Below are 25960 nucleotides of genomic sequence, written 5' to 3' on the forward strand. Positions count from 1 at the left end.
TGAATGCAAGTGACGGGCCAGGGGTTAGCCTTTGGCCTCGCTGAGAATCCGCCTAATCGCGCCGACAAAGGCTTCGGCCGGTTGCCCACCGCTGACCGCGTACTGATCGTTGAAGACAATGGTCGGCACCGAACTCACGCCACGGGACACCCACAACTGCTCCTGTTCGCGAACCTCGGCGGCGTATTCATCCGACGCCAGAATCTGTGCCGCACGTTGCAGGTCCAGGCCAACACTTTCGGCAATCAGCGCCAGGGTGGCGTGATCGGAAGGGTTCTGCTGGTCGGTGAAGTAAGCTTTGAAGAGCGCTTCCTTGAGGTTGTACTGCAACCCTTCAAGCCCGGCCCAATGCAGCAGGCGATGGGCGTCGAAGGTGTTGTAGATGCGACTTTGGCCGTCGGTGCGGAAGGCAAAGCCAACCTCTGCTCCACGGTCGCGGATCATCGCCCGATTGGCCTGGGACTGTTCGGCGGTGGAGCCGTATTTCTCGGTGATGTGCTCGGTGATGTTCTGCCCTTCGGCAGGCATGTTCGGGTTCAGCTCGAAGGGCTGGAAGTGGATCTCGGCTTGCACCTCAACGCCCAACTGGTCCAGGGCTTCGGTCAAGCCGCGCAGGCCAATGATGCACCAGGGGCAGGACACGTCGCTGACGAAATCGATTTTCAGGGGAGTACTCATAACGCAACCTCGCTGGCTAAAACGCGCCGCAAAAGTCGCACCATACACCCCGCGCCAGCCTCACAAAAGCTTCGAAGGCGCCACCGGCTCGATCTGGGCCCAATGCGCCGCGTCTTCGCGATGGGCTTGCAAGTACGGCAACACCGCCCCCAGTAACGGCGCCTTGAACGCCTCCTGGAAACGGTGGGCCAAACCGGGAATCAGCCGCAACTGGCTGCCCTGAATGTGCGCCGCCAGGTGCACGCCGTGCATCACTGGCAGTAACGGGTCAGCGGTGCCGTGGACCACCAGGGTCGGCACACGCAGTTGGTTGAGCAGCGGCACCCGGCTCGGCTCCGCGAGGATCGCCATGATCTGACGCTTCACGCCTTCCGGGTTGAACGCCCGGTCGTAGGACAGCGCCGCCTGGTGCAGCAAGGCCTGGCGATCATCCTTCACAGATGGACTGCCCAGCGCCGCCAGTAAATCGGCCTGCTGTTCCAGGGCAGCTTCGCGATTGGGCGCGCCACGTCGCGAAAGCAATTGCACCAGCGCCGCATTGGGCGCCGGCAGGCCTTCGGCGCCGGAGCTGGTCATGATCAGCGTCAGGCTTTCCACCCGCTCAGGCGCCATGGCCGCCAGGTGCTGGGCGATCATCCCGCCCATGCTCGCGCCCAGCACGTGAAATTGCTGGACCTGCAATGCATCCATCAAGCCCAGCGCATCGTCGGCCATGTCTGTCAGGGTGTAGGGCGCCGCCACCGGCAGGCCCAATTTGTAGCGCAGCACTTCAAAGGTCAGGTTGGCACTGGCAGGCGCCTGGCGCCAGGTGGACAGGCCAACGTCGCGGTTGTCGTAGCGAATCACCCGAAAGCCTTGCTGACACAGGGCAACCACCACTTCGTCCGGCCAGTGGATCAATTGCCCGCCCAGGCCCATCACCAGCAACAACGCCGGATCGGAGGCACGACCGATGCTCTGGTAGGCCAGGCTGACCTGTTCCAGATCGACGTGTTCCGTCGGGACATTGACATCACATCGAGAAGCCGCAAAAGACGGCAGGCCGAACAAGAGAGCGGCCAGAAATAGCAACACGCGCATGAAAAACACCGAAACGCAGAACCCCAGTAGAGCGCGAGTCTGATGAAGTTTGTTCAAACGCGCTGCCACAGTTACGTGACAGTTTGATGAAGAGTGCCCAACGGTCGGTGTCGACAGCCAACGCAACATGAGACAAACTCAACCAATCCGAACTTTTCACAAGTTATCTTCATGGAGAGCCCGTGCTCGAAATCCGTCATCTCAAGACCCTGCACGCCTTGCGCGAGGCCGAAAGCCTGGTGGAAGCCGCTGAACGCCTGCACCTGACCCAGTCCGCGCTGTCCCACCAGTTCAAGGAACTGGAGGAGCGCATGGGCATGCAGTTGTTTGTGCGCAAGACCAAGCCGGTGCGCTTCACCAGCGCCGGCCTGCGTCTGCTGCAACTGGCGGACGCCACCCTGCCCTTGCTGCGTGGCGCCGAGCGCGATATCGCGCGCCTGGCCGGCGGCACTGCCGGGCGCTTGCACATGGCCATCGAATGCCACAGCTGCTTCCAATGGCTGATGCCGACCATCGACCAGTTCCGCGATGCCTGGCCGGAAGTCGAGCTGGACCTGGCCTCCGGTTTCGCCTTCGCGCCGCTGCCGGCCCTGGCCCGTGGCGACCTGGACCTGGTGGTGACCTCCGACCCGCTGGAGCTGGCGGGCATTACCTATGTGCCGCTGTTCACCTACGAAGCCATGCTCGCGGTGGCCAACCAGCACCCACTGGCGAACAAGCCTTACATCGTGCCCGAGGACTTGCTTAACGAAACCCTGATCACCTACCCGGTGGAACGGGATCGGCTGGACATCTTCACCCGCTTCCTGGAGCCGGCCGATGTGGAACCGGCCCAGGTCCGTACGTCGGAGCTGACGGTGATGATGATGCAACTGGTGGCCAGCGGTCGCGGCGTGTGCGGCATGCCCCATTGGGCGCTGCATGAATACAGCTCACGGGGTTATGTGAAGGCCAAGCGGCTGGGGGAAAAAGGGTTGTTTGCTACGCTGTACGCGGGTATCCGAGCCGACATGCTGGATGCGCCGTATATGCGCGACTTCTTGCTGACGGCCAAGGACACGTCGTTTTCGACATTGGATGGGGTGAGCGCGGTTCGCTGAAACTCAGTCGCCGTACAGTTCGCGCCACAGGTGAATCTTGTCGAAATACTCGATCCCCACCCGCACCGCCAACGGCTCCAGCCCGTACTGCACGAAACCGCACCGCTGATAAAGCGCAAACGCCGCGTCATTGCCGGCGGTGACGGTCAGTTGGATCAACTTTACCCCGGCATGATGACGCGCCTCAACGAGCGCTGCTTCCACCAATTGCCGGCCCAGCCCACGCCGCTGGAAACCTTCGGCGACATACATGCCAAATAGCGTCACCTTGTGCCGGGCTTTTTCCCTGGGTTCGAACGCCAGGCCAACAATGCCCGCCAACTGATCCCCTGCAAACCCGCCAAGCACCCGATCCAGCGGACTCTCCAAACGCTTCTGCCACCAGCTCAACGGCAATACCGCACGCTCAGCGACGCTGGAGGTAAACGCCTGTGGATAAGTTTCATAGGCCTGGAGCATCAACGCCCGATAGGCCTGCGCGTGGCTGGCATCCAGCGGCTGGATGATCATGCGCCGCGACGCTGCTCAAGCATTAGGCGAATCGCCAGGGCCGCGAGGACAAAGCCCATAAAATAACGCTGCACCGACAGCCAGGTCGGGTTGTTGATAAACCAGCCGGCGATGGTCGCGGCGAACAACGAGATCAGCAGGTTGACCGTGAAACTGACGCTGATCTGGGTGATCCCCAGCACCAGGCTCTGGGTGAACACCGAGCCGTGCTCCGGGGAGATGAACTGCGGGAACACCGACAGGTAGAACACGGCGATTTTCGGGTTCAGTGCACTGGTCAGAAAACCCATCGTCACCAGCTTGCGTGACGAGTCCGGCGGCAGTTGCTGGGCCTCGAACGGTGAGCGAGCGCCCGGCTTGACCGCCTGCCAGGCCAGCCACAGCAGGTACAGGGCGCCGGCCCATTTCAGCGCCTCATAGGCCATTGGCACCGCCAGAAACACTGCCGTCAAACCGACTGCCGCCGCAAACAGATGAACAAAAAATCCGGCCACCACCCCCAGCAGCGAAGTGACCCCGGCCTTGCGGCCCTGGCAGATCGAACGGGAGATCAGATAAATCATGTTCGGGCCGGGCGTCAGCACCAGCAGCAAGGAGGCAGCAGCGAAAATCAGCAATTCGTTGAGGGGAATCACGGTTCAGTCCTTTGAGCCTGGCGCTTCAGGCCGTTGTGGTCAGCGATGAGCGATAAAACGGCAGGATAAGGTCACGTGTCAAGGGGGCCAACAGCAGGTCACCGTCGCCAGCCGGGTCGATCCAGCGTACTTCCTCAATCTCGGCAGCGGGGGTTACGGCCACATCAATGTTGACCTGAAACAGCTCGGCTTCCACGACGAAACCCGGCTCATTGGCCGCCGGTGCCGAGAAGTGGCCAAGGTACACAGCCTCGGCCGGATCGATGCGCAGCCCCAACTCTTCGTGCAGCTCACGAGCCAGGGCCTCGGCCGGCTGCTCCCCGGCGTCGATCTTGCCGCCCGGCTGCATGAAGGCCAGGGTGCCGCGCTTGCGCACCAGCAGGGTTTGCCCGTCGCTGCCGATCAATAGGGCGGCGGCGATGCGGATGGTGGTGGAGGTCATGAGAGGTGAGCCTTGAAAGCAAAGGCGCAAGGATCACATGAGTGTCCGGCGTACTGCAATCCAATGTGGGAGATGGCTTGCCTGCTATACGCAGAGGTATCTACCTATCTTTTGAGGTTGCTGAAGGTTGGGTTCTCGGGGGCTATTGAGTACATATCCGTTGCTGCGGTAACGGATATCCCCCCCAGCCCACACTCGATCCCACTTATCCCAGGATCACTTCCTCTTCGGGTTCCTTGATAAACACACTGTACTTGGCCCCCTCCATCGCCTCGAAGGCAATCAGCTTGTCCACCAGCGGCAGGTTCAGCACCTTGCCTGCGTTGAGCAGCAGCATGCCGTTATCGGCGTTGAGGTTACGCGCCAGGACCATGCCTTCGGCCAGCTCACGGGTAGTGAGCACTTTGACCGTTGGATCGCCCAATGTCACATCACTGAGGAACGCCGCGCAGGCCTGGACGAAATCTTCCACCAGGTCCGGGTCATAGAGTCGACCCGCGTATTTGCGGATGTACAACAGTGCTTCGTCGCTGTTCATCTGCCGTTCGAGGATCAACCCGCGCTGCAACTCGATAAAGTCCACTGCCAGTTTCAGCAGCCGAGAGCCAAATGGAATCGCCTCGCCCTTAAGATGATCGGGGAAGCCGGTGCCGTCCCAGCGCTCCTGGTGATGACGGATCAGCCGCGCTGCATCCTTCATCGGCTCCAGGGTCATCAGCAGCGACTCACTTTGCGTGGGGTAGGCCCGATAACGCTCGCGGTCGGTGCTGTGCAGCAGGTCGGCCGGGGCGATCATCATGCTGTCGCTCCAGCTCAGTTTGCCGATGTTGTACAGCGCTGCCGCCATGGTCAGGTCGCGAACACTGGCCTCGTCCATCGGTTGGGCTTTGCAATAGACCCGGATCAACTCGATCAACTGGCGGTTGGTCTGTTTCTCCTTGGGCAGGCGCAGGTTGGCCAGCAGGGAAAACACCTCGGTGCCGGTGACATAGCTGCGCTTGAGCTCATCGTAGGCCAGGTCAAGCATGTCGGCGGTCTGCTGCAATTCGGACGTACGGGCCACCACGCGTTTTTCCAGGGTGGCGTTGAGGCCCTTCAACTGGTTGTTTTGCTCGCGGGTCAGTTGCTCCAGGCGCAGCCTTTCACGCTCGGAGTGCTGATGATCGAGGGACTGACGCAGGGTCAGGAGCATTTCCTCATCATTCCAGGGTTTGCTGATGTAGCGGTGGATCTGCCCTTCGTTGATCGCCTTGATGATCATCGTCAGGTCGGCATAGCCCGTCAGCAGGATGCGGGTGGTGGTCGGATAGAGCCGGTGGGTTTCGGCCAGCAGCATCGCGCCGTCCATCGCCGGCATGCGGGCGTCGGTCATCACCAGGTCGACAGCCTGGGCGGCCATGATCTCCAGGGCCTGGGCACCGCTGCCGGCCAGCAACACATCGTAGGGTTGGCCGCGCAACAGGCGGCGCAGGCTATTGAGGATCGACTCTTCATCGTCAACCAGCAAAACGGTAGGTCTGTAAGGGGACGTCGTAGCGAGTTGCTCATCCATGGCGACACCTCCTTTCAATAATACCAATTTGAACCATTGTGACCCTGCGTTGATCAACCGCTGTACTTGCGGGCGCAATGGGCGCTAGATGGCTCACAGGGGAAACTGACGTCGATTTGACGCCAACTTGCCGACTTATTCAAGGAGCCTACTACGCTTAGGACAAGAAGCCGATAAGCGCCCGCACACAGCCATGTAGTCATTAAGGTAAGGAAGCCACATGCGCCAGAATATGCAGTCGCGCGCCTCCGGGTACCACCCATGAACCCGCGTTCAGGGCGGGCCAATCGACGAATCCTGATCGTCGATGACACAGCATCGATCCACGAAGACTTTCGCAAGATCCTCTGTGCCGACGCCAACGGCGGACAATCTCTGGACAGCATCGAGGAAACGCTGTTTGGCACCCCACCTGCGTTGCGCCAGACCTACCTGCTGGACTCCGCCTACCAGGGTCAGGAAGCCCTCGGCCTGGTAATCCAAGCCCTGGCCGACGTCTCACCCTACGCCCTGGTGTTCATCGACATGCGCATGCCGCCGGGTTGGGATGGCCTGGAAACCATCGAACAGCTGTGGAACGTCGACCCCAACCTGCAAATCGCCCTGTGTACCGCCTATTCCGACTATTCCTTCGAAGCCATCGAAGCGCGCCTGAAGTTCGACGATCAGTTGCTGATCTTGAAAAAACCCTTCGATAACCTGGAAATCCGCCAGATGGCCAGTGCCCTGACCTGGAAATGGCAGTTGGCGCAGGACGCTGCTCTCAAGCTGTTGAGCCTTGAACGCACCATCGAGGAACGGGTTCAGGAACTGCTCAAGGTCTCGCACTTGCTGCAATACGACAGCCTCACCGGCCTGCCCAACAGCACCCTGCTGGGTGACCGGCTGACCCAGGCCATCGCCCTGTGCCGGCGTCACGATACCCAGTTGGCGGTGATGTTTATCGGCCTGGATCGCTTCAAGCGCATCAATAACGCCCTCGGTCATCCGGTGGGTGATGAGGTGCTGCAGCAGGTCAGCCGGGACCTGGTGGCGACGGTGCGCGAGTCCGACTCGGTGTTCCGCTATGGTTCCGACGAGTTCGTGATGATCCTCAATGACGTTCATCACCCCCAGCAGACCCAGATCATTGCCGAGAAAGTGCTCAAGGCTATCAGCAGCACTCGCCATGTGGCCGGCCATGACTTGAGCATCACGGCCAGCCTGGGCATCAGTGTGTACCCCAATGACAGTTTCAGCGCCGTGGAGTTGATCAAGAAAGCCGAAACCGCCATGCGTAACATCAAGGATCACGGCCCCAACGATTTCAGCTTCTTCATCGACGACATGAACCTGATCGCCCGCCAGCAACAAACCCTGGAAGCCGCGATCCGGCTGGCCCTGGAACGCAACGAGTTTGTCTTGCACTACCAGCCAAAACTGGATTTGAAGACTGGCCGGATCGTCGGCGCCGAAGCCTTGATTCGCTGGCATCAACCCGACCATGGCTGGATCTACCCGTCGGCGTTCATTCCGGTGGCAGAAGACAGCGGCCTGATCGTACCCTTGAGCCAATGGGTGCTGCGCCACGCCTGCGAACAGGCGCAACGCTGGCAAGACCAGGGACTGGCGCCGATCTGTATTTCGGTAAATATCTCGGCCATTGATTTCCGCCAGCGGGATTTTGTCGCCAACCTCGCCGCCATCCTCGAACAGACCGGCCTGGCGCCCGCCCTGCTGGAACTGGAGATTACCGAGAACGTGTTGATGCAAAACGTCGACGACACCGTGAACACCCTGCGGGCGATCAAGACCATCGGCGTGCGCCTGGCTATCGATGATTTCGGCACCGGCTACTCCAGCCTCAGTTACCTGCGTCGTTTCCCCATTGATGTGCTAAAAATCGATCAATCGTTTATTCGCGGTCTGGGGGAAAACAACCAGGACTTGCAGTTGATAAGCGCCATTATCAGCCTGGGCAAGAGCCTGGACCTGACCGTCATCGCCGAAGGGGTGGAGACTGTCGAACAACTGAACGTCCTGCAGGCCAAACACTGCGAAGAAGGCCAGGGCCACCTGTTCAGCAAAGCCGTCGCCGCGGAGGACTTTGCCCGGCTGCTGGAAACCGGTAAACGTTCCCTCATGCCCAATCAATAACCCCCTGCTCACAAGGAATTCACGTTGAGCGAAGCACTACACCCTCATTGTGATCGGCCGTCACACAGGATGAGCCTTGCCTTGGGCCTATGGCTGGGCAGTTGCGGGCCAGCGGTTGCGGCGCCCTTGGACGAGGCTCTGAAACCGCTGCCCGCCATACCCATTCTGGATGCGGCGCGAGTCGAACTGGGGCGACAACTGTTCAACGAAAACCGCTTGTCGGTTAACAACACCCTGTCCTGCGCCAGCTGTCATCACCTGGAAACGGGTGGCGCCGACAACAAGGCGTTCTCCCTGGGTTACGACGGCAAGCCGGTGATGCTCAACACGCCGACCGTGTTTAACGCGAGCCTGAACTTCAAACAGTTCTGGAACGCTCGGGTGGACACCCTGGAGAAGCAGATCGAACAGGTGGTCACCAGCCCCATGGAGATGGGCAGCGACTGGGAGAAGGTGGTCGAAACCCTGGCCGCCCTGCCCACTTACCAGAGCGCATTTACCCATTCCTACCCCGATGGCATCACGGCGGCCAACGTGCAAAATGCCCTGGCCACCTATGAGCGCACCCTGCTCACACCCAATTCGCGCTTCGACCAGTACCTGCTCGGCAACACCGAGATCCTCACCCGCGAGGAAAAATACGGCTACCAGCGCTTCAAGGACTACGGCTGCATCGCCTGCCATCAGGGGATCAACATCGGCGGCAACATGTACCAGAAGTTCGGCGTGATGGGCGACTACTTCAAGGCCCGGGGCACCCCCACCGAAACCGACCTGGGGCGCTACCTGCTGACCAAGGACGACGAGGACCGCAACGTATTCAAGGTGCCGAGCCTGCGCAACGTAGCCATCACCGCCCCGTACTTTCACGATGCCTCGGCCAGGACCCTGGAAGAGGCGGTCGACGTGATGTTCAAGTACCAGTTGGGACGTACGCCTTCGACTGAGGACAAAACCCTTATCATCCAGTTTCTCAAGACACTGACCGGCGAATGGGCGGGTAAACCGTTATGAACAGGCCTTTATGAAAATATCCCGCCGCGCCAGCCAGTTTCTGCTCAGCGCCATCACCCTGGTGCTGGTCTCGGCCCTGGTGTTTTTGTACGTCAAAACCTCGATGGACCAGACCACCAGCTACACCCAGTCCCGGGACCTGATTCGCCATATCAAGCAACTGAACGCGCAATGGGACAGTGAGGTGCTCAAGGCGCGAATTGCCATGACCCACAACTATGACCCGCTGGTGGCGCCCCTCACCGAGATGACCAGCCTGTGGGCCAACCTTGAGGCGAGAGAGTCGCAACACAATCATGCGGACCTCGCCCGCTGGAATGCAATCGAGGATGCCTATCGCCAGGCGATCCAGGAAAAGGCCCGGCTGGTCGACCAGTTCAAGTCCCACAATGCGCTGCTGCGCAACTCACTGGCGTTTCTGCCGACCGCCGAGGACGACATCCAGGAGCAGTTTGCCCGCCTGGATGACAGCGACAAACTGGAACTGCAAAACGTCGCCACCGACACCTATGACCTGCTGCTCAGCAGCCTGGAATTCGCCCAGGTGACCAGCGATGACAAGGCGGCCGATATCCTCGTCGGGCTGAACAAGCTGGTGCTTAACAAGGAGCGACTGCCCGAGGAGTTCCAGGCACCGGTGGAGATACTCAGCAACCACATCTCTCTGATTTTGCGCGAGCAACCGCGGGTTAACGACTTGCTGGAGCGCATCGCCGCGATTCCGCTGTCCGTGCACCTGGACGACCTGACCAACCTGCTCAACCAGGACCAGCAGGCCGCCGACCTGATCGACCAGAAATACCAGCGCTACCTGATGGTATTCTCGACCTTACTGGTGGTGTTGCTGCTCTACCTGGCGGTTCGCCTGTTGCGCAGTTTCGCCGAGATCAACCGGGTCAATCGCGCCTTGCACTCGGTCAACGAAAGCCTCGAACAACGGGTCGAAGAACGTACCCAGGAACTCAAGGACGCCCAAAGCGAACTGCTGGACAGCGCTCGCCAGGCCGGCATGGCGGAAATCGCCACCAACGTGCTGCACAACGTCGGCAATGTGCTCAACAGCGTAAACATCTCCGCCGAACTGGTGGCCCGCAAGCTGCGCACCAGCAAAGCGTTGGGGCTGGGCAAGGCCATGCAACTGATCAACGAGCACCGCCATGACTTGGGCACCTTCATCACCGAGGATGAAAAAGGCAAGCTGTTACCCGGCTACCTGAACCAGTTGGTGGACGCCATCGCCGTCGAACAGCAAGGCATCGCCGACGAACTGGCGCAGTTGAGCAAGAGCGTCGATCACATCAAGGACATCGTTTCCACCCAGCAGTCCTATGCCGGCGCCTCCAGCCTGCTGGAGCCGGTGCACATCAGCGCGTTGATGGAAGACGCCCTGCGCATGAATTCAGGGGCCCTGAGCCGCCACCATGTGACGGTGGTCAAGGACTACCACGAAGTGCCGGAGATCATGGCCGACAAGCATCGTCTGCTGCTGATCCTGGTCAACCTGATCAGCAACGCCAAGTACGCCATGTCCAACCTCGCCGACCGACCACGGCAGATGACCCTGTCGATCCTCCCCCTGGATGACGGCACCTTGCAGATCAGCGTCAAGGACGAAGGCGAAGGTATCCCGGCCGAGAACATGACGCGGATCTTCACCCACGGCTTCACCACCCGCAAGGAAGGCCACGGCTTCGGCCTGCACAGCTGCGCACTGGCCGCCCTGGAAATGAAAGGTCGCCTGAGCGCCCACAGCGATGGGCCCGGCAAAGGCGCGCTGTTCACCTTGCACATCCCCCTTGACCGCGCAGAGACCTGACCATGAATCAACTGCCGAACCGGCGCATTCTGCTGATCGACGACACACCGTCGATTCACGAGGATTTTCGCAAGATTCTCACCCCGCCCGTGGAGCAGAACCTGGAACTGGATGAGATGGAAGCCACACTATTCGGCGGCACCGTCAAACCCCAGGTCCAGGCCTTTGAGCTGGACTCGGCTTACGGCGGGCAGGAGGGCCTGCAACAGCTGTGCGCGGCCATGGAGCAGGATCACCCCTATGCCCTGGCGTTTGTCGACATGCGTATGCCCCAGGGTTGGGACGGTGCACAAACCATCGAAGAACTGTGGAAAGTCGATCCGGACCTGCAAGTAGTGGTGTGTACCGCGTATTCGGATTATTCCTGGGAAGAGCTGCTGTTTCGCCTGCAGGCCCACGACCGCCTGCTGATCCTGAAAAAACCCTTCGACAACATCGAAGTCCAACAAATGGCCAACACCCTGTCCGCCAAATGGGAAATGGCCCGTCGTGCCAGCCTGCAAACCAGTCACCTGGAGCAGTTGGTGGAGCAACGCAGCCATGCACTGCAACTGGAAATCGACGAGCGCAAGCAGCTGGAAAGCCAACTGGTGCAGTCAGAGAAGTTGGCGTCCCTGGGGCAGTTGGCAGCGGGCGTGGCCCATGAAATCAACAACCCGGTGGGGTTTATCTCCTCCAACCTAGGCACCCTGGACGGCTATTTCAAGCAGCTGCAACAAATGTTCGACGCCTATCAACAGGCTGAAGAAGCCCTGGCGCCAGGGGAATGCCTTGAGCACTTGCAAACCCTGCGCAAAGGCATGGACCTGGAATTTCTCAAGGAAGATATCCCGATTCTGATCCGCGAAACCAAGGAAGGTATCGGTCGTGTGGCGCAAATCGTCAAGGACCTGAAGGATTTCTCCCGAGTCGATAACGACGACAAATGGCAATGGGCAAACCTGCAGCAGGGCATCGACTCGACCCTCAACATCGTCGCCAGCGAACTCAAGTACAAGGCGGATGTGGTCAAACACTACCAGTCGTTGCCGGACATCGAATGCCTGGCTTCGCAGATCAATCAGGTGGTGATGAACCTGGTGATCAACGCCGCCCAGGCCATGGGCCCGGAGCGCGGCACCATCACCATCAGCAATGGCATCGAGGGCGATCGGGTCTGGCTGGAAGTCGCGGACAACGGCTGCGGGATTGCGCCAGAAAGTGTGCAGAAAATCTTTGATCCATTCTTCACTACCAAGCCGGTGGGGAAAGGGACAGGGCTGGGGCTGTCGCTGTCCTATGGCATCGTCAAGAAACACCACGGCGATATTTCGGTGACCAGCGAAGTGGGCAAGGGCACGACGTTTCGGGTGACGTTGCCGATCAGGCAGACGGCGGTGGAGCAATACCCCCTCTCTACAAGCTGATGAAGATCTAGCGATGGGCATAGGTATGGATTCCCTGTGGCGAGCGGGCTTGCCACAGGTATCAGCGCTCACAAAAAGAGATGTAGGGTCATGCTTGGCAGTTGCTCGCGCAAGGAAATCACTCGTAAGCTGGAAGTCTGTGTTGAAACCGTGAAAGTCCATAAAAGGCATCTGTACAGCAAGCCTGGGATCAAATCCCGGTCCGAGCTGTTATCGATTTTTCTCCAGGCACAGAACGCCTGAAAAACCGTGCCTGATGAGTCCGAACCAAGGAAAACCGAATGAGCCTGTCGTTGCTAAGCCGTTACGCCTTTTTTGCTGTCTGTGTCATTTTCACCCTCGCCAGCATCCCCTTTATCCAACACGAATGGTTGTGGCCCATCACCCTGATCACCGGCGTGCTCAGCCTGATTGGCATCTTCGATCTGCTGCAAAGCCCCCACGCGGTGCGCCGCAACTATCCGATCCTGGGCAATATCCGTTACCTGGTGGAAGGCATTCGCCCGGAAATTCGCCAATACCTGCTGGAATCCGACAGCGATGCCCTGCCCTTCTCCCGGGCCCAGCGCTCGCTGGTGTATTCGCGGGCCAAGAATGAAAGCGCCGACAAACCCTTCGGCACGCTGATCGACGTGTACCAGTCCGGTTTCGAATTTATCGGCCACTCCATGCGCCCGGCGCCGTTGAGCGACCCCAGTGCCTTTCGCGTGATAGTCGGCGGCCCGCAATGCAAGCAGCCGTATTCGGCATCGGTGTTCAATATTTCGGCCATGAGTTTCGGCTCCCTGAGCGCCAATGCCATTCGCGCGCTGAACCAGGGCGCCAAGCTGGGCAACTTTGCCCATGACACTGGCGAAGGCAGCATCAGCGCCTATCACCGGGAAAACGGCGGCGACCTGACGTGGGAACTGGGCAGCGGTTACTTCGGTTGCCGCACCAGCGACGGCCGCTTCGACCCGGAACGCTTCGCCGTGCAAGCACAGAGCCCGCAAGTGCGGATGATCGAAATCAAGATGAGCCAGGGCGCCAAGCCTGGTCACGGCGGGATTCTGCCCAAGCACAAGGTCACCCGGGAAATCGCCGAAACCCGCGGCATCATGATGGGCGAGGACTGCATATCACCATCGCGCCACAGCGCGTTTTCCACCCCCATCGAGCTGATGCAGTTCATCGCGCAGCTGCGTGAACTGTCCGGCGGCAAACCGGTGGGGTTCAAGTTTTGCCTGGGCCACCCATGGGAATTCATGGGCATAGCCAAGGCCATGCTGGAAACCGGCATCCTGCCGGACTTTATCGTGGTCGACGGCAAGGAAGGCGGCACAGGTGCTGCGCCCGTGGAGTTCACCGACCACATCGGCGTGCCGCTGCGTGAAGGCTTGCTGTTCGTACACAACACCTTGGTGGGCCTGAACCTGCGGGACAAGATCAAGCTCGGCGCCAGCGGCAAGATCGTCAGCGCCTTCGACATCGCCAGCGTCCTGGCCATCGGCGCCGACTGGGCCAACTCGGCGCGGGGCTTCATGTTCGCCATCGGCTGCATCCAGTCGCAAAGCTGCCACACCAACAAATGCCCCACCGGCGTCGCCACCCAGGACCCACTGCGCCAACGGGCGCTGGTGGTGCCGGACAAGGCCCAGCGGGTGTTCAACTTCCACCGCAACACCCTCAAGGCCCTGGCGGAAATGCTTGCCGCCGCGGGGCTGGATCATCCGTCGCAACTGTCAGCCAAGCATTTGGTGCGACGCATGTCGGCCACCGAGATCAAGCTGTTCTCGCAACTGCACGTGTTCCTCAAACCCGGTGAGTTGCTCACCGGGGAAGTGAATGGCGAGTTTTATTCACGGATGTGGCAGATGGCACGTGCCGACAGCTTCGAACCTCATGAAGTGGCTGCCGCTTAAAAATGATCCAGGCGCCGGAAACGGCGCCTCCCAAAGAACTGACCCATGTTGAAAGTGATTGCCGAAGACTTCATCAAACTCGAACACCTCGACACCGTGCGCCCCTGGTACCTGGAGCTAGTGGAAAAAACCCGCCTGGAACCGCTGTGCATTGCCTACGATCTGTTCGTCGACCAGAAAGATCCGGGGCACTTTATCTTTATCGAGCAATGGCCCGACCAGGCCGCGCTGGACGCCCACTGCCAGACTGAGCATTTCACCCGACTGGTGCCGCAGATCAATACCTATCAGGCCAAGCCCTGCCGAGTGCTGCTGATGGACGCTTTCTAACAACACCCACTTCCCGCTGAACCCGGTTATTGCACGTCCCGATTATTCCTAGCGGGCAGCCACAGTACGCGGGTGATCATCGATGTTTAGTCGGAGCAATGAGACATCCCGTAAAACCTAAGCTTTGCAATTGCTTACAAATAGCGCCAACCTGCGCCCGACGTGCGGTGTGAGCGATCGCCGCCGTCCGTTTGTCATTACTAAACCATTTATTCAAGAGCCCGCTGCCATGCTTAACGGACGCGACCCGCGCATCGACTTTTTTCGGGGCCTGGCGTTGATCTTCATTTTCTGGGATCACGTCCCCCACAACCCCCTCGGTCAAATCACCCTGCGTAACTTCGGTTTCAGCGATGCGGCGGAAATCTTCGTGTTCCTCGCCGGCTACGCGGCAGTGCTGGCCTACGGCAAGATCCTGCAGCGCGAAGGCTATTGGATCGCCTGCGTGAAAATTCTTCGGCGCGCCTGGGTGCTGTACGTGGTGCACATCTTCCTGCTGGCGATGCTGATGGGCATCGTGTTCTTTGCCAACAGCCATGTAGAAACCCGCGACCTGGTCCAGGAAATGGGCCTGACCCACTTCATCACCAACCCTCAGCAAGCCCTGACGGATGAGTTGCTGCTGCGTTTCAAACCCAACCTCATGGACCCGTTACCGCTCTATATCGTGCTGCTGGCTGGCCTGCCACTGGTGTTGCCATTGCTGGTGCGCAAGACCTGGGCGGTGGTGGCGGTGTCGCTGGCGGTGTACCTGCTGGCGCCACGGCTTGGCTGGAACCTGGCGGCGATTGCCGACGGCGTGTGGTACTTCAACCCGGTCACCTGGCAGTTGCTGTTTGTGCTCGGCGGCGCTGCGGCGATTCACGGGCAGCGGCCGCGCTTGCCGCAAAGCCGCCCGCTGTCGCGCCAGCCATTGTTTATCACTGCGGCCAGCTACGTAGTGGTGGCCGGGATCATCACTGTCTCCTGGCGCTGGCCGCACATTCACGACGCACTCATGCCAAGCGTGTTGAGCGACGTGTTGTATCCCATCAGCAAGACCGATCTGTCGCCAGTGCGCCTGCTGCACTTCCTGGCCCTGGCCTACGTCACCGCCAAGCTGCTGCCCGGTCGCGAGTGGACGCAAAACTGGCTGGCGCAACAAACCAGCCGGATGGGACGCTACTCTCTGGAAGTGTTTTGCCTGGGTGTGTTGCTGGCGCCTTTGGCAGATATGGTCAACGCCATGACCGGCGATGCCTTCGCCATGCAGATATTCACCGCGCTGGTAGGTGCCGGTTTGATGGCCTTGCTCGGCGCCTGGTTGGACTTGAACAAGCGTTTGACGCAACCGGCACGGGCCACAACGGCCTGATCATCGCCGTAAAAACAAAAGCCCCGATCATCTGACCGGGGCTTTTTTGTGACTCGCGTGTGGGTCAGGACGCTGAACGCACCGCGCCTTGGGTGGCGTTGATCGGTTGCAGCTTGAACGCGTAGAACAACACCGTCAGCAGCACCAGGAACGCCGGGCCCACATACAGCGCAACACGGGTGTCCGGGAAGTACGCCATCAGGCCCACCACCAATACCAGAAACGCCAGCGCCAGCCAGGAGCTGAACGGGTACAGCCACATGCGGTACTTCAAGGCAGCTCGTTCAGCCGGGCTCAGGCCTTGGCGGAACTTGAGCTGGGCCAGGAGGATCATCGCCCAAGTCCAGATCGCGCCAAAAGTAGCGATGGCGGTGACCCAGACGAAAACTTTTTCCGGTACCAGGTAGTTGAGCAGCACGCCCAGCAACAAGGCCGCAATCGACAACAGCAGCGCACGGCGCGGTACGCCATTGCTGGAAGTGGTGCCGAACGTTGCTGGAGCCTGGCCGTTCTGCGCCAGGCTGTAGAGCATGCGCCCGGTGCTGAAGATCCCGCCATTGCAGGACGACAGCGCGGCAGTGATCACCACGAAGTTGATGATGCCTGCGGCGGTCTTGATGCCCAGGCGCTCGAACGTCATCACGAACGGACTGCCCTGGGTGCCGATTTCATTCCACGGGTAGATCGACAGAATCACGAACAACGCACCCACGTAGAACAACAGGATGCGCCAGAACACCGAGCCGATGGCATTGGGAATGGTCTTCTGTGGGTTCTTCGCTTCACCGGCGGTCAGGCCGATCATCTCTACGCCCAGATAGGCAAACATCACCATTTGCAGGGACATCAGCACGCCCTGCACACCATTGGGCATGAAGCCGCCGTGGGCCCACAGGTTGGAAATCCCCAGCGCCACGCCATCGTTGCCGAAGCCGAAGGCGATCACCCCAATGCCGCCGATGACCATGGCAATGATGGTGACGATCTTGATCAGGGCGAACCAGAATTCGAACTCACCAAAGGCCTTGACCGCGATCAGGTTGATGGTGCCCATACTGATCAGAGCCGCCAGGGCCCAGATCCAGCGCGGCACATCGGGGAACCAGACGCCCATGTACACGGCCACCGCAGTGATCTCCGCGACACAGGTCACCAGCCACAGGAACCAGTAGTTCCAGCCGGTGAGAAAGCCCGCCAGCGGGCCGAGGTAATCCTGGGCATAACGACTGAACGAGCCGGCGACCGGGTTATGCACGGCCATCTCGCCGAGAGCGCGCATGATCACCAGGATGGCCAGGCCACCAATGATGTAAGACAGCATGATCGCCGGGCCGGCCATTTCGATGGCCTTGGCCGATCCGAGAAACAGGCCGACACCGATACAGGCGCCGAGCGCCATCAGGCGAATATGCCGTTCGCCCAATTCGCGTTTAAGCGGGCCGCCCGAAGCGGTCTCGCCGTGGGGCAGATGATTGCCAGCGGGCATAGGAGTACAACCTCATTTTGTTATTGGATATGAATCACCGAGCGTTCGACGTCACAGCAGGTCGCCATGACGCCTTCCTGCCAGGCTCACCTTTTGGGCGAACTTGCCTGGCCGAGTAAACCGGCCAGCTCAGCGGGCGTGCAGTATAAAAAGCCATGAGCAGGGCTTTTCACTCTATAAATAGTAAAATTCAGCTAGAACTCTCGGCAAAATCCCCTTATGCGAAGGGTCATCGCCTTAAGGATGCAGGAATCACCCTCAATAAACGGCGGCGAGTATTGCACAGCAATGGTGCACCGTCATGCCCCTACCATCGATGTATTTACCTGAAAGAAGGCTCTAGGACGGACTTTCTGTAGCCAGTCACCGAGTTGTTGTGGCGAGCCGGCTTGCCCGCTCGCCACAAAATCTCACTCACTACACAAATCCTTCCTACATGCCCACCACCGTCTAAGCTTCAGGCAAGTCCGATCAATCTGCGTGAATGGATCAATCGACTATGGGCGCTTTATGGCAAACCGGTTCGACCAAGACTGCGGTGCCAACCGACAGCAAGGATGAACAGCCATTGCCACAAAGCCCCCGCAAGTGGCGGCTTGGGTGGCGACTGGTATGGCTGTTGCTGGTGATCGGGTTGATCGCCCTCGGTTTCGCTGCCTCTCGGGAAATGCGTACGTCCAAGTGGCAAGCCCGTGAGTTCAGTCGTGTCGCGGCGAACTTGACGCACGACCTGCAACCCGGCCCCAGCGATGCCATTATCTACCCCGGTGCCGGCCCCTTCGACCAGCGCCTGGGCTACAGCGCGCTAGGTGATTTTTTGCCGCGCCTGCTCAAGCGCGACTATGTGATACAGAGCCAGGCCCGCTTTTCCGAGGCCCTGATGGACTACACCCGTCACGGCCTGTTTGTGCCCTACCCCGAAAAAATCCAGGCCGGCCTGTCGATCACCGACTGCCGCGCTGAACCGCTGTACCGTTTCAATTATCCCCAACAGTTTTACCCGACCTTCACGGCCATTCCGCAGGTGGTAGTCAACAGCCTGCTGTTTATCGAAAACCGTGACCTGCTAGACCCCGCCCAGCCCCAGGCCAACCCCGCCGTGGATTGGCCTCGCTTTGCCAGGGCGGCCTGGTCACAGGTGGCCAAGCTGCTGCACCTGCCGGGCCAAACGGCGGGCGGCAGTACCCTGGCCACACAATTGGAAAAGTACCGCCACTCCCCTAATGGCCTGACCCTGTCCGGTGGCGAGAAAATTCGCCAGATGATTTCCGCCAGCGTGCGCACCTACCAGGACGGCCCGGACACCTTGCAGGCGCGGCAGAACATCGTGCGCGACTACCTCAATAGCGTGCCGCTGTCCGCTGTTCCGGGCCACGGCGAGGTCCATGGCATGGCCGAAGGGCTACGTGTCTGGTACGGCGCCGACTTCAACCAGAGCAATGCCCTCCTGACCAGCACAGACCCAAAAAACCTGGCGCAAAAAGCCCTGGCCCTGCGTGAAGTGTTATCGCTGATGATCGCCCAGCGCCGGCCCTCCCACTATTTGTCCAAGGGCCGCGCGGAGCTGGCCGACCTCACCGACAGCCATATCCGCCTGTTGACGCAAAACAGCGTGATCGACCCGGCTCTGTCCGCTGCCGCCCTGGCCAGCAAAGTAAGTTACCGCGACTGGCAGCAACAGCCCACGATCCAACCCATCGAAACCAACAAGGGCATCAGCGTCGCCCGCAGCCGCCTGGCCGCGCTGCTCAAGCGGCCTCTGTACGACCTGGACCGCCTTGACCTGTCCGCCACCAGCACCCTGCAAAGTGACCTGCAAACCCAGGCCACCGCCTACCTCAAGCACCTGGCCGACCCGGCCTTCGCTGGCCAACTGGGCCTGCTCGGCCCGCGCCTGCTGACCCCCGCCAGCACCGCCCAGGTACGCTATAGCTTCACCTTGTACGAGATGACAGCCGACGGCGCCCGTGTACGGGTGCAGACCGACAGCACCGACCAGCCCTTTGACATCAACGAAGGCAGCAAGCTGGAGTTGGGCTCCACCGCCAAGCTGCGGGTGCTGACTACCTACCTGCAAATCATCAGCGAACTGCACGACCGCTATGCCGGCCAAACGCCTGCCGAGTTGCAGAAAGTCGAGGTCGGCGACCAGGATCGCCTGTCCCGCTGGGCCCTGGATTACCTGGCGCAAAACACCGATCAAAGCCTGCCGCTAATGCTCGACGCGGCACTCAACCGGCAATATTCAGCCAGCCCCGGCGAAAGCTTTTTCACCGGTGGCGGCTTGCATCGCTTCCATAACTTTCGCAACGAAGACAACGGCCGTAACCCTACCCTGCGTGAAGCACTGCGCGAATCGATCAACCTGCCCTTCATTCGCCTGATGCGCGACCTGGTGCGCTACAGCACCTACCAGGCACCGGGCAGCAGCGCCCAACTGCTCAAGGACGACAGCGACCCGCGCCGTCAGGAATACCTGGCGAAATTTGCCGACCGTGAAGGCACCTCGTTCCTGCTGCGCTTCTGGAAAAAGTACCGCAACAAGGATACCCAGGCCCGGCTCGACACCTTCCTCGACAGCCTGCACCCCACCGCCATCCGCCTGGCCGCCGTGCACCGCTACCTGCTGCCCCAGGCCAGTCAAAAGAGTTTCAACAGTTTTGTCCGTGCCCATTTGACCAGCACCAAGGCCCCGGAAAAACTCACCGATGAGCGCCTGGAAAAACTCTATCAAAACTACGGCCCCGGTGCCTACGACCTGCCGGACCAAGGCTACATCGCCAAGGTCCATCCCCTGGATTTGTGGCTACTCGGCTACTTGTTGAACAACCCCGACGCCACCTTCACCCAGGCCGTCGCCGCCAGCGAGTATGAGCGTCAGGAAGTCTATGGCTGGCTGTTCAAGAGTCGGCACAAAAGCGCCCGGGACAGTCGTATCCGCACCATGCTGGAGATCGAAGCGTTTCTCGATATTCATCAACGCTGGCAGGCCGTCGGCTACCCCTTCGACCACCTGGTGCCGTCCCTCGCCACCGCGATTGGCAGCTCGGGTGATCGCCCGGCCGCCCTGGCGGAACTGGTGGGAGTTATCCTCAACGATGGCGTGCGCGAGCCGACACTGCGCATCGACAGCCTGCATTTTGCTGCAGGCACTCCCTATGAAACGCGCTTGATCAATGACCCCAATCGCAGTAAACGGGTGATGCCCAGCGAAGTCGCCAGCGCCTTGCGCGCAGCGCTATCGCAAGTGGTGGACGCCGGTACCGCGAAACGGGTTTCCGGCAGTTTCAAACTGGCGGATGGCACGCCCCTGACCATGGGCGGTAAAACCGGCACAGGTGACAACCGCATCGAAGCCATCGGTGCCGGTGGACGCATTCTCAGTTCCAAGTCCATCAATCGCACCGCCACCTTCGTGTTCTACATCGGCGAGCAGCACTTCGGCACCCTGACGGCGTTTGTGCCAGGCAGCTCGGCACAAACCTTCACGTTCACCTCGGCACTGCCTGTACAGGTACTCAAGGGCATGGCGCCCCTCCTGATGCCTTACCTGCAACCTGGCGAGCACACCGCGTGTCAGGCGCCTTGAACATAACAAAAGTGAAGGCACTCTCGTCCTGGAACAATAGTTACTCTATTCAATAGTTATTGGCGTTTGCGGACAATCTAATCACCGTACCTGGCTCGACACTGTTGGAAAACCGTTCGTCGGAATGGATCTTGCTCAGCCTATAAGATATATCTTAAGTTATGTCTAACTAATGCGCAGAGAGCATGACCATGAGAGACCCTCATTCCCACCGTGAACCCGGTGACGGCCGCGACGGCTTCGAGAAACGCCCCGGCCGCGAACGCGGTGGCCGTGGCCCACGGGTCTTCGCACCGGGGGATTTGAAACTACTGTTGCTAGCGCTGATCGCCGAGCAGCCGTGCCACGGCTACGACCTGATCCGCCAGATTGAAGGTTTGTTCGACGGCGCCTACAGCCCTAGCCCAGGGGTGATCTACCCAACCCTGACGTTCCTGGAAGAAAGCGAATTGATCACCGGCGACGTCGATGGCGGGAAAAAACGCTACACAATCACCGACGCCGGACGTCTTTCTTTAAGTGAACAAGCCGTTGCACTGGACGGCGTACGCATGCGCATTGATGTCAGCAAGCGTTCGCTACGCGGCCATGACCGGCCGCCGGAAATTCACGAGGCGGTACACAACCTGCGCCATGCCCTGCAACTGCATCACGGGCGCTGGAGCGCGCAAGAAATCACCCGCGTCGCGGGCCTGCTCAACGGCACCGCCCACGCCATCGTCGACGGCCCGGCCGTCCAACCTGTACAGGGGGAAAATACATGAGCACGCCCGTCATTCACCGCGTCACCCACGAGATAAAACGCCGTCGCCTGGACGTGCTGCGGGTGGTCGACATCACCCCGCGCATGCGCAGGATTACCCTCGGCGGTGAGCAACTGGCAGGATTTGTCAGCCTGGGCAGTGATGATCACATCAAGCTGCTGTTCCCGCAGACCGCCGCCGAGTACGCGGCGCTGCAAAGCCCGACCTTCAGTATCAAGGGCGACGGGCCACAACCGGCCATGCGCGACTACACCCCGCGACGGTTCGACCTGGCCATTGGCGAACTGGACATCGACTTCGTCTTGCACGGTGATGGCCCCGCATCGACCTGGGCCGAACAGGCAGCGGTCGGCCAACACCTGTACATCGGCGGGCCCCGAGGCTCGATGATCATGCCGGACATCTTCGACAGCTACCTGCTGATCGGCGATGAAACCGCACTGCCGGCCATTGCCCGGCGCCTGGAGGAATTACCGGCTGGGCGTAACGTGTTGGCGGTAATTGAAGTGGCCAATGCGGCTGAACGACAAACACTGGAGAGTGCTGCGGATGTGGAGGTGATCTGGGTTCTACGCGGTGTGGACAACTTGCTCGCCACCGTCCAGCAATTGCGCGTACCGGACGGATCGTTGTATGCCTGGGTGGCGACCGAAACCAAGCTGTCGCGGCAAGTTCGCCGGGTGCTGCTCGATGAGCACAAGCTCGATGACTCGTTCGTCAAGGCCGTCGGGTACTGGCGTGCCGACAGCAGCCAAGACGGATAAAGCGTAACCCGGACTCAACCACAATGAAGATCAAATAGAGGTGGCAACTGGCAAGCCTGCCACATTAGCCCTGCGGTGATTTGACGACCCTGTCCAGCCCGACTATCGCCAAGGCAATCACCACAAACCCCAGCAATATCGCCCCGGCATTCACAACCACCTGTGGATAACCCAGGGTATCCACATCAATGAACGGGTACTGATACTGCCCCAGCAAATGCCCGCGCAGTAGCGCGTAAGCAAAGTACACCAGGGGGTAGATCACCCACAGGCCAATGTGTTTGAGGCGCAAGGTGCCTTTGGGCACGCCGAACCACCAATAGCCAAGAAACAGTAGGGGCATCACGTCGTGCAGCAACTCGTCGGCGATGAACTGAAAACCCTGCGGGTGCCACAAGTGTCGCAGCAACAGGTTGTAGGCCAAACCCACCACAACGATGCTCACTGCTATCGCGCTGCTCACCACAGGCTGCAGGAAAAACCGTCGACCGGCTGAAGGATGATTCACCCGTGCATAACTCAAGACCACCACCGCCAGGATGTTGGTCAGCACAGTGAAGAAGCTGAAGAAGTTGACCAGGCCGCCCAGCAAGCTGGCGTCTGAAGTCCAACGGGAATAAAAAATCAGGTACTGCTGAATCACCAGGCCCGTCCAGCCGGTGAGTGCCGCCACTGTCACATAGCCAGACAACCTGCCACTCATGCTATCAATCCTGCGGACGTTTGGTGCGCATCAGCTTGACGTACAGCCCTTCGACCTTCTCCCGCGCCCATGGCGTCTTGCGCAAAAACGACAGGCTCGACTTGATGCTCGGGTCGCTGGAAAAACAGCGGATGTTGATACGCTCGGCCAGCCCTTCCCATTGATAGTGAGTCACCAGTGCGGTGAGAACCTGTTCCAGGGTGACGCCGTGCAGGGGGTCGTTATTTTGCGCAGTCATGCCGGGCCTTTGCCAAGAATTCAAGAATGAAGCCGCGCACCTTAGCCGAGGGGCGATGCCGGTGGAAGCGATGCCTTCACTATAGCCCTTGAAAAAAGTTCCCCTTCCCAGAGAAAAAAGTAATGTTATATTGTAACTACAACTATCAAGATTACCGTCTTCAGCCTTCTCTTTTCGACTCAGGGCGTGCGTATGTGCGCCGCTTGCCAAGGAATAACCGATGTCTCGCTCATCTCCCCGTCCATTGCTGTGGCGCCTTACCCCCGTAGCTGCCGCGCTGTTGATCAGCAGCGAAGCCCACGCCTTGGAGCTGCAACCTCAAGTCATCACCGGCAACCCGCTGGGCAGCGAACAACTCGCCTCGCCCACCACCGTGCTGGAAGGCGACGACCTGGCCCTGCAACAAAAAGGCAGCCTCGGTGAAACCCTGAACAAGCAGCCCGGCGTGTCGTCGTCCTACTTCGGCCCGGGCGCCAGCCGTCCGATCATTCGGGGCCAGGACGGTGACCGCATTCGCATCCTGCGCAACGGCGTTGGCGCGCTGGATGCCTCGTCGCTGTCCTATGACCACGCTGTACCGCTGGACCCGGTCAACGTCGAGCGCATCGAAATTGTCCGTGGCCCGGCCGCTCTGCTCTACGGTGGCAGTGCCATCGGTGGCGTGGTCAACACCTTCGACAACCGAATCCCCACCGAAGCCATCGAAGGCATCCACGGCGCCGGTGAATTGCGCTACGGCGGCGCCGACACCACCCGCAGCAGCGCCGGCAAACTGGAAGCCGGCAACGGCAGCTTCGCCTTGCACCTGGACGCCAACTCCCGGCAATTCAACGACCTGAAAATCCCAGGCTACGCCCGCAGCCGCCACGCAGCGCCAAGTGATGATGGTGATGGCAAGCGCGGCCGGCTGGGCAACAGCGACGGGCGTCAGGACGGCGGTGCGCTCGGCGGTTCCTACACGTGGGACGATGGTTACGCTGGGCTTTCCTACAGCAACTACGACAGCAACTACGGCTCGCCCGCCGAACAAGACGTGCGCATCCGCATGAAGCAGGATCACTACGCCTTCGCGTCCGAGATCCGTAACCTGCAAGGCCCCTTCACCTCGGTGAAACTCGATGCCGGTTACACCGACTACGAACATCGGGAAATCGAGGGCGGCGAAACCGGCACCACCTTCAAGAACAAGGGTTATGAGGCGCGGATCGAGGCGCGGCACCTGCCAATCGGACCATTCAACGGGGTGATTGGCGCCCAGGTCACTCGCAATGAGTTTTCCGCGCTGGGCGAAGAAGCCTTCGTACCGCAAACCGACACCAATGCCGGCGCGCTGTTTATCCTCGAAGAAATGCAGGCCACCGAACGTCTGAAACTGAGCCTGGGTGGGCGGCTGGAACACACCACAGTCGACCCGGACGGCAAAGGCAACGAGCGCTTCGCCAATGCCGACAGTTCCAACAGTTTCACCGCCGGCAGCCTGTCGTCCGGCGCGGTGTATACCCTAACGCCAATCTGGTCCCTGGCCGCCACCCTGAGCTACACCGAACGCGCCCCGACCTTCTACGAGCTGTATGCCAACGGTGCCCACGTCGCCACCGGCACGTATGAAGTGGGCGACGCCAACCTGTCGAAAGAAAAAGCCGTCTCCAGCGACCTGGCCCTGCGCTTTGACAACGGCACCCACAAGGGCAGCTTCGGGGTGTTCTATAGCCGCTTCTCCAACTACATCGGCTTGCTGGGCAGTGGGCGGACCTTGAACGACGAAGGCGAGGAAGACGCTGGCGGCATCCCTGAGTACAAATACTCCGGCGTGCGCGCCCGTTTCGCCGGTTTTGAAGCCCAGGATCACTGGAAGCTGGGCGAAGATGCCTACGGCAAGTTCGCCCTGGAACTGTCAGGTGACTACACCCGCGCCACCAACCTCGATACCGGCGAAGCCTTGCCGCGCATTGCGCCATTGCGCTTGAACAGCGGCCTGCTATGGGAACTGGACCGCTGGCAGGCACGGATCGACATCGAACACGCCGCAGGTCAAGGCCGGGTGCCCGACAACGAAAGCGGCACCGACGGCTACACCACCCTGGGTGCCAGCGCCGGCTATCGCTTCAATGTCGGTGGTAGCCAGTGGCTGGCCTTCGTCAACGGCGAAAACCTGACCAACCAGACCGTGCGTTATGCCAGCTCAATCCTGCGCGATATTGCGCCAGCGCCAGGACGTAGTGTCGAGTTCGGTGTGCGGACTACCTTCTAAATCCATTGTGGCGAGCGGGCTTGCCCGCTCGCCACAAAGTCAACCTTTCACCTCACTGTTACCAAATCCGAAACGATCCATCTTGCGAATGCCCCTTTCTCTCCCAGAGCAGGCGCTTTATCCTTGCCGGCAACAAACTGAAACGTTTCATCACCCTTCTCCACCTTTCTGAACGCGGTTTATCCCTTTCGATGTCGCCCCCTGAGCGATG

21 protein-coding genes and 1 pseudogene are annotated in these 25960 nt (G+C 60.1%); 13 read left to right on the forward strand and 9 right to left on the reverse strand.

Annotated elements, in window-relative coordinates; translation table 11 throughout:
• Nucleotides 1-24 precede the first annotated feature (24 nt).
• Together ACZRJ6_RS03330 and ACZRJ6_RS03335 are read right to left on the reverse strand one after the other, a co-directional pair.
• A complete protein-coding gene (locus ACZRJ6_RS03330) occupies nucleotides 25-678 on the reverse strand; it encodes a DsbA family oxidoreductase (protein ID WP_463967061.1) in 654 nt (217 codons plus the stop codon).
• A 60-nt stretch (nucleotides 679-738) separates the two neighbouring features.
• Entirely contained in the window at nucleotides 739-1758 is a 1020-nt protein-coding gene (locus ACZRJ6_RS03335; protein WP_463967062.1) for an alpha/beta fold hydrolase, read from the reverse strand.
• A gap of 182 nt (nucleotides 1759-1940) precedes the next feature.
• Between ACZRJ6_RS03335 and metR the strand changes: the two genes are divergently transcribed.
• Nucleotides 1941-2858 carry a transcriptional regulator MetR gene (gene metR, locus ACZRJ6_RS03340; protein ID WP_133099722.1) on the forward strand — a complete coding sequence of 306 codons (918 nt, stop codon included), beginning with the start codon at nucleotides 1941-1943 and terminating at the stop codon, nucleotides 2856-2858.
• Between the two features lie 3 nt (nucleotides 2859-2861).
• Here the strand turns inward: metR and ACZRJ6_RS03345 are convergent, their stop codons facing one another.
• From ACZRJ6_RS03345 to nosR, 4 genes are all read right to left on the reverse strand, one after another.
• Entirely contained in the window at nucleotides 2862-3368 is a 507-nt protein-coding gene (locus tag ACZRJ6_RS03345) for an N-acetyltransferase family protein (protein WP_463967063.1), read from the reverse strand.
• Nucleotides 3365-4003 carry a LysE family translocator gene (locus ACZRJ6_RS03350; protein ID WP_149411027.1) on the reverse strand — a complete coding sequence of 213 codons (639 nt, stop codon included), beginning with the start codon at nucleotides 4001-4003 and terminating at the stop codon, nucleotides 3365-3367. Before ACZRJ6_RS03350 ends, ACZRJ6_RS03345 begins: the two co-directional genes overlap by 4 nt.
• Before the next feature lie 25 nt (nucleotides 4004-4028).
• Nucleotides 4029-4445: an NUDIX hydrolase gene (locus tag ACZRJ6_RS03355; protein ID WP_463967064.1), complete on the reverse strand. Its 417-nt coding sequence runs from the start codon at nucleotides 4443-4445 to the stop codon at nucleotides 4029-4031.
• Nucleotides 4446-4650: 205 nt separating this feature from the next.
• Entirely contained in the window at nucleotides 4651-5997 is a 1347-nt protein-coding gene (gene nosR, locus ACZRJ6_RS03360; RefSeq protein ID WP_463967065.1) for a response regulator c-di-GMP phosphodiesterase, NosR family, read from the reverse strand.
• A gap of 261 nt (nucleotides 5998-6258) precedes the next feature.
• Between nosR and ACZRJ6_RS03365 the strand changes: the two genes are divergently transcribed.
• From ACZRJ6_RS03365 to ACZRJ6_RS03400, 8 genes and pseudogenes are all read left to right on the forward strand, one after another.
• The gene (locus tag ACZRJ6_RS03365; RefSeq protein WP_463967066.1) at nucleotides 6259-8133 is read left to right on the forward strand and encodes a putative bifunctional diguanylate cyclase/phosphodiesterase; all 1875 of its coding nucleotides are present in this window, start codon (nucleotides 6259-6261) and stop codon (nucleotides 8131-8133) included.
• A gap of 69 nt (nucleotides 8134-8202) precedes the next feature.
• Nucleotides 8203-9147: a cytochrome-c peroxidase gene (locus tag ACZRJ6_RS03370; RefSeq protein ID WP_463967067.1), complete on the forward strand. Its 945-nt coding sequence runs from the start codon at nucleotides 8203-8205 to the stop codon at nucleotides 9145-9147.
• A 10-nt stretch (nucleotides 9148-9157) separates the two neighbouring features.
• Nucleotides 9158-10963: a DAHL domain-containing protein gene (locus tag ACZRJ6_RS03375; protein ID WP_463967068.1), complete on the forward strand. Its 1806-nt coding sequence runs from the start codon at nucleotides 9158-9160 to the stop codon at nucleotides 10961-10963.
• Nucleotides 10964-10965: 2 nt separating this feature from the next.
• On the forward strand, nucleotides 10966-12369 hold the full coding sequence (locus tag ACZRJ6_RS03380; protein ID WP_463967069.1) for an ATP-binding protein: 1404 nt from the start codon (nucleotides 10966-10968) through the stop codon (nucleotides 12367-12369).
• An 84-nt stretch (nucleotides 12370-12453) separates the two neighbouring features.
• A pseudogene (locus ACZRJ6_RS03385) lies at nucleotides 12454-12612 on the forward strand (LuxR C-terminal-related transcriptional regulator); the annotation flags it as partial.
• 38 nt (nucleotides 12613-12650) lie between these two features.
• Nucleotides 12651-14270 (forward strand): FMN-binding glutamate synthase family protein, encoded by a 1620-nt coding sequence (locus tag ACZRJ6_RS03390; protein ID WP_463967070.1) that lies wholly within the window; start codon nucleotides 12651-12653, stop codon nucleotides 14268-14270.
• 45 nt (nucleotides 14271-14315) lie between these two features.
• Nucleotides 14316-14600: a putative quinol monooxygenase gene (locus tag ACZRJ6_RS03395; RefSeq protein ID WP_463967071.1), complete on the forward strand. Its 285-nt coding sequence runs from the start codon at nucleotides 14316-14318 to the stop codon at nucleotides 14598-14600.
• 229 nt (nucleotides 14601-14829) lie between these two features.
• On the forward strand, nucleotides 14830-15954 hold the full coding sequence (locus ACZRJ6_RS03400) for an OpgC family protein (protein ID WP_463967072.1): 1125 nt from the start codon (nucleotides 14830-14832) through the stop codon (nucleotides 15952-15954).
• Nucleotides 15955-16018: 64 nt separating this feature from the next.
• On the opposite strand, the gene ACZRJ6_RS03405 is transcribed toward ACZRJ6_RS03400, so the two are convergent.
• On the reverse strand, nucleotides 16019-17440 hold the full coding sequence (locus ACZRJ6_RS03405) for an amino acid permease (RefSeq protein ID WP_463967073.1): 1422 nt from the start codon (nucleotides 17438-17440) through the stop codon (nucleotides 16019-16021).
• Between the two features lie 499 nt (nucleotides 17441-17939).
• Here ACZRJ6_RS03405 and ACZRJ6_RS03410 point away from each other — a divergent pair, with 499 nt between their 5' ends.
• From ACZRJ6_RS03410 to ACZRJ6_RS03420, 3 genes are all read left to right on the forward strand, one after another.
• Nucleotides 17940-21029 (forward strand): transglycosylase domain-containing protein, encoded by a 3090-nt coding sequence (locus tag ACZRJ6_RS03410; RefSeq protein ID WP_463967074.1) that lies wholly within the window; start codon nucleotides 17940-17942, stop codon nucleotides 21027-21029.
• Between the two features lie 191 nt (nucleotides 21030-21220).
• Nucleotides 21221-21793, forward strand: a complete 573-nt coding sequence (locus ACZRJ6_RS03415; RefSeq protein ID WP_463967075.1) for a PadR family transcriptional regulator — start codon at nucleotides 21221-21223, stop codon at nucleotides 21791-21793.
• Complete coding sequence (locus ACZRJ6_RS03420; protein ID WP_463967076.1) at nucleotides 21790-22557, forward strand: siderophore-interacting protein; 768 nt, start codon at nucleotides 21790-21792, stop codon at nucleotides 22555-22557. Before ACZRJ6_RS03415 ends, ACZRJ6_RS03420 begins: the two co-directional genes overlap by 4 nt.
• Nucleotides 22558-22621: 64 nt before the next feature.
• Here ACZRJ6_RS03420 and ACZRJ6_RS03425 read toward each other — a convergent pair whose 3' ends face one another.
• Nucleotides 22622-23260 carry a Pr6Pr family membrane protein gene (locus ACZRJ6_RS03425; RefSeq protein ID WP_463967077.1) on the reverse strand — a complete coding sequence of 213 codons (639 nt, stop codon included), beginning with the start codon at nucleotides 23258-23260 and terminating at the stop codon, nucleotides 22622-22624.
• Nucleotides 23261-23264: 4 nt separating this feature from the next.
• Nucleotides 23265-23498: a VF530 family protein gene (locus ACZRJ6_RS03430; RefSeq protein ID WP_149411012.1), complete on the reverse strand. Its 234-nt coding sequence runs from the start codon at nucleotides 23496-23498 to the stop codon at nucleotides 23265-23267.
• 220 nt (nucleotides 23499-23718) lie between these two features.
• On the opposite strand from ACZRJ6_RS03430, the gene ACZRJ6_RS03435 reads away from it, so the two are divergent.
• Nucleotides 23719-25749, forward strand: a complete 2031-nt coding sequence (locus ACZRJ6_RS03435; RefSeq protein WP_463967078.1) for a TonB-dependent receptor — start codon at nucleotides 23719-23721, stop codon at nucleotides 25747-25749.
• Nucleotides 25750-25960 lie beyond the last annotated feature (211 nt).

It is taken from the genome of Pseudomonas sp. C321, from assembly GCF_055407105.1.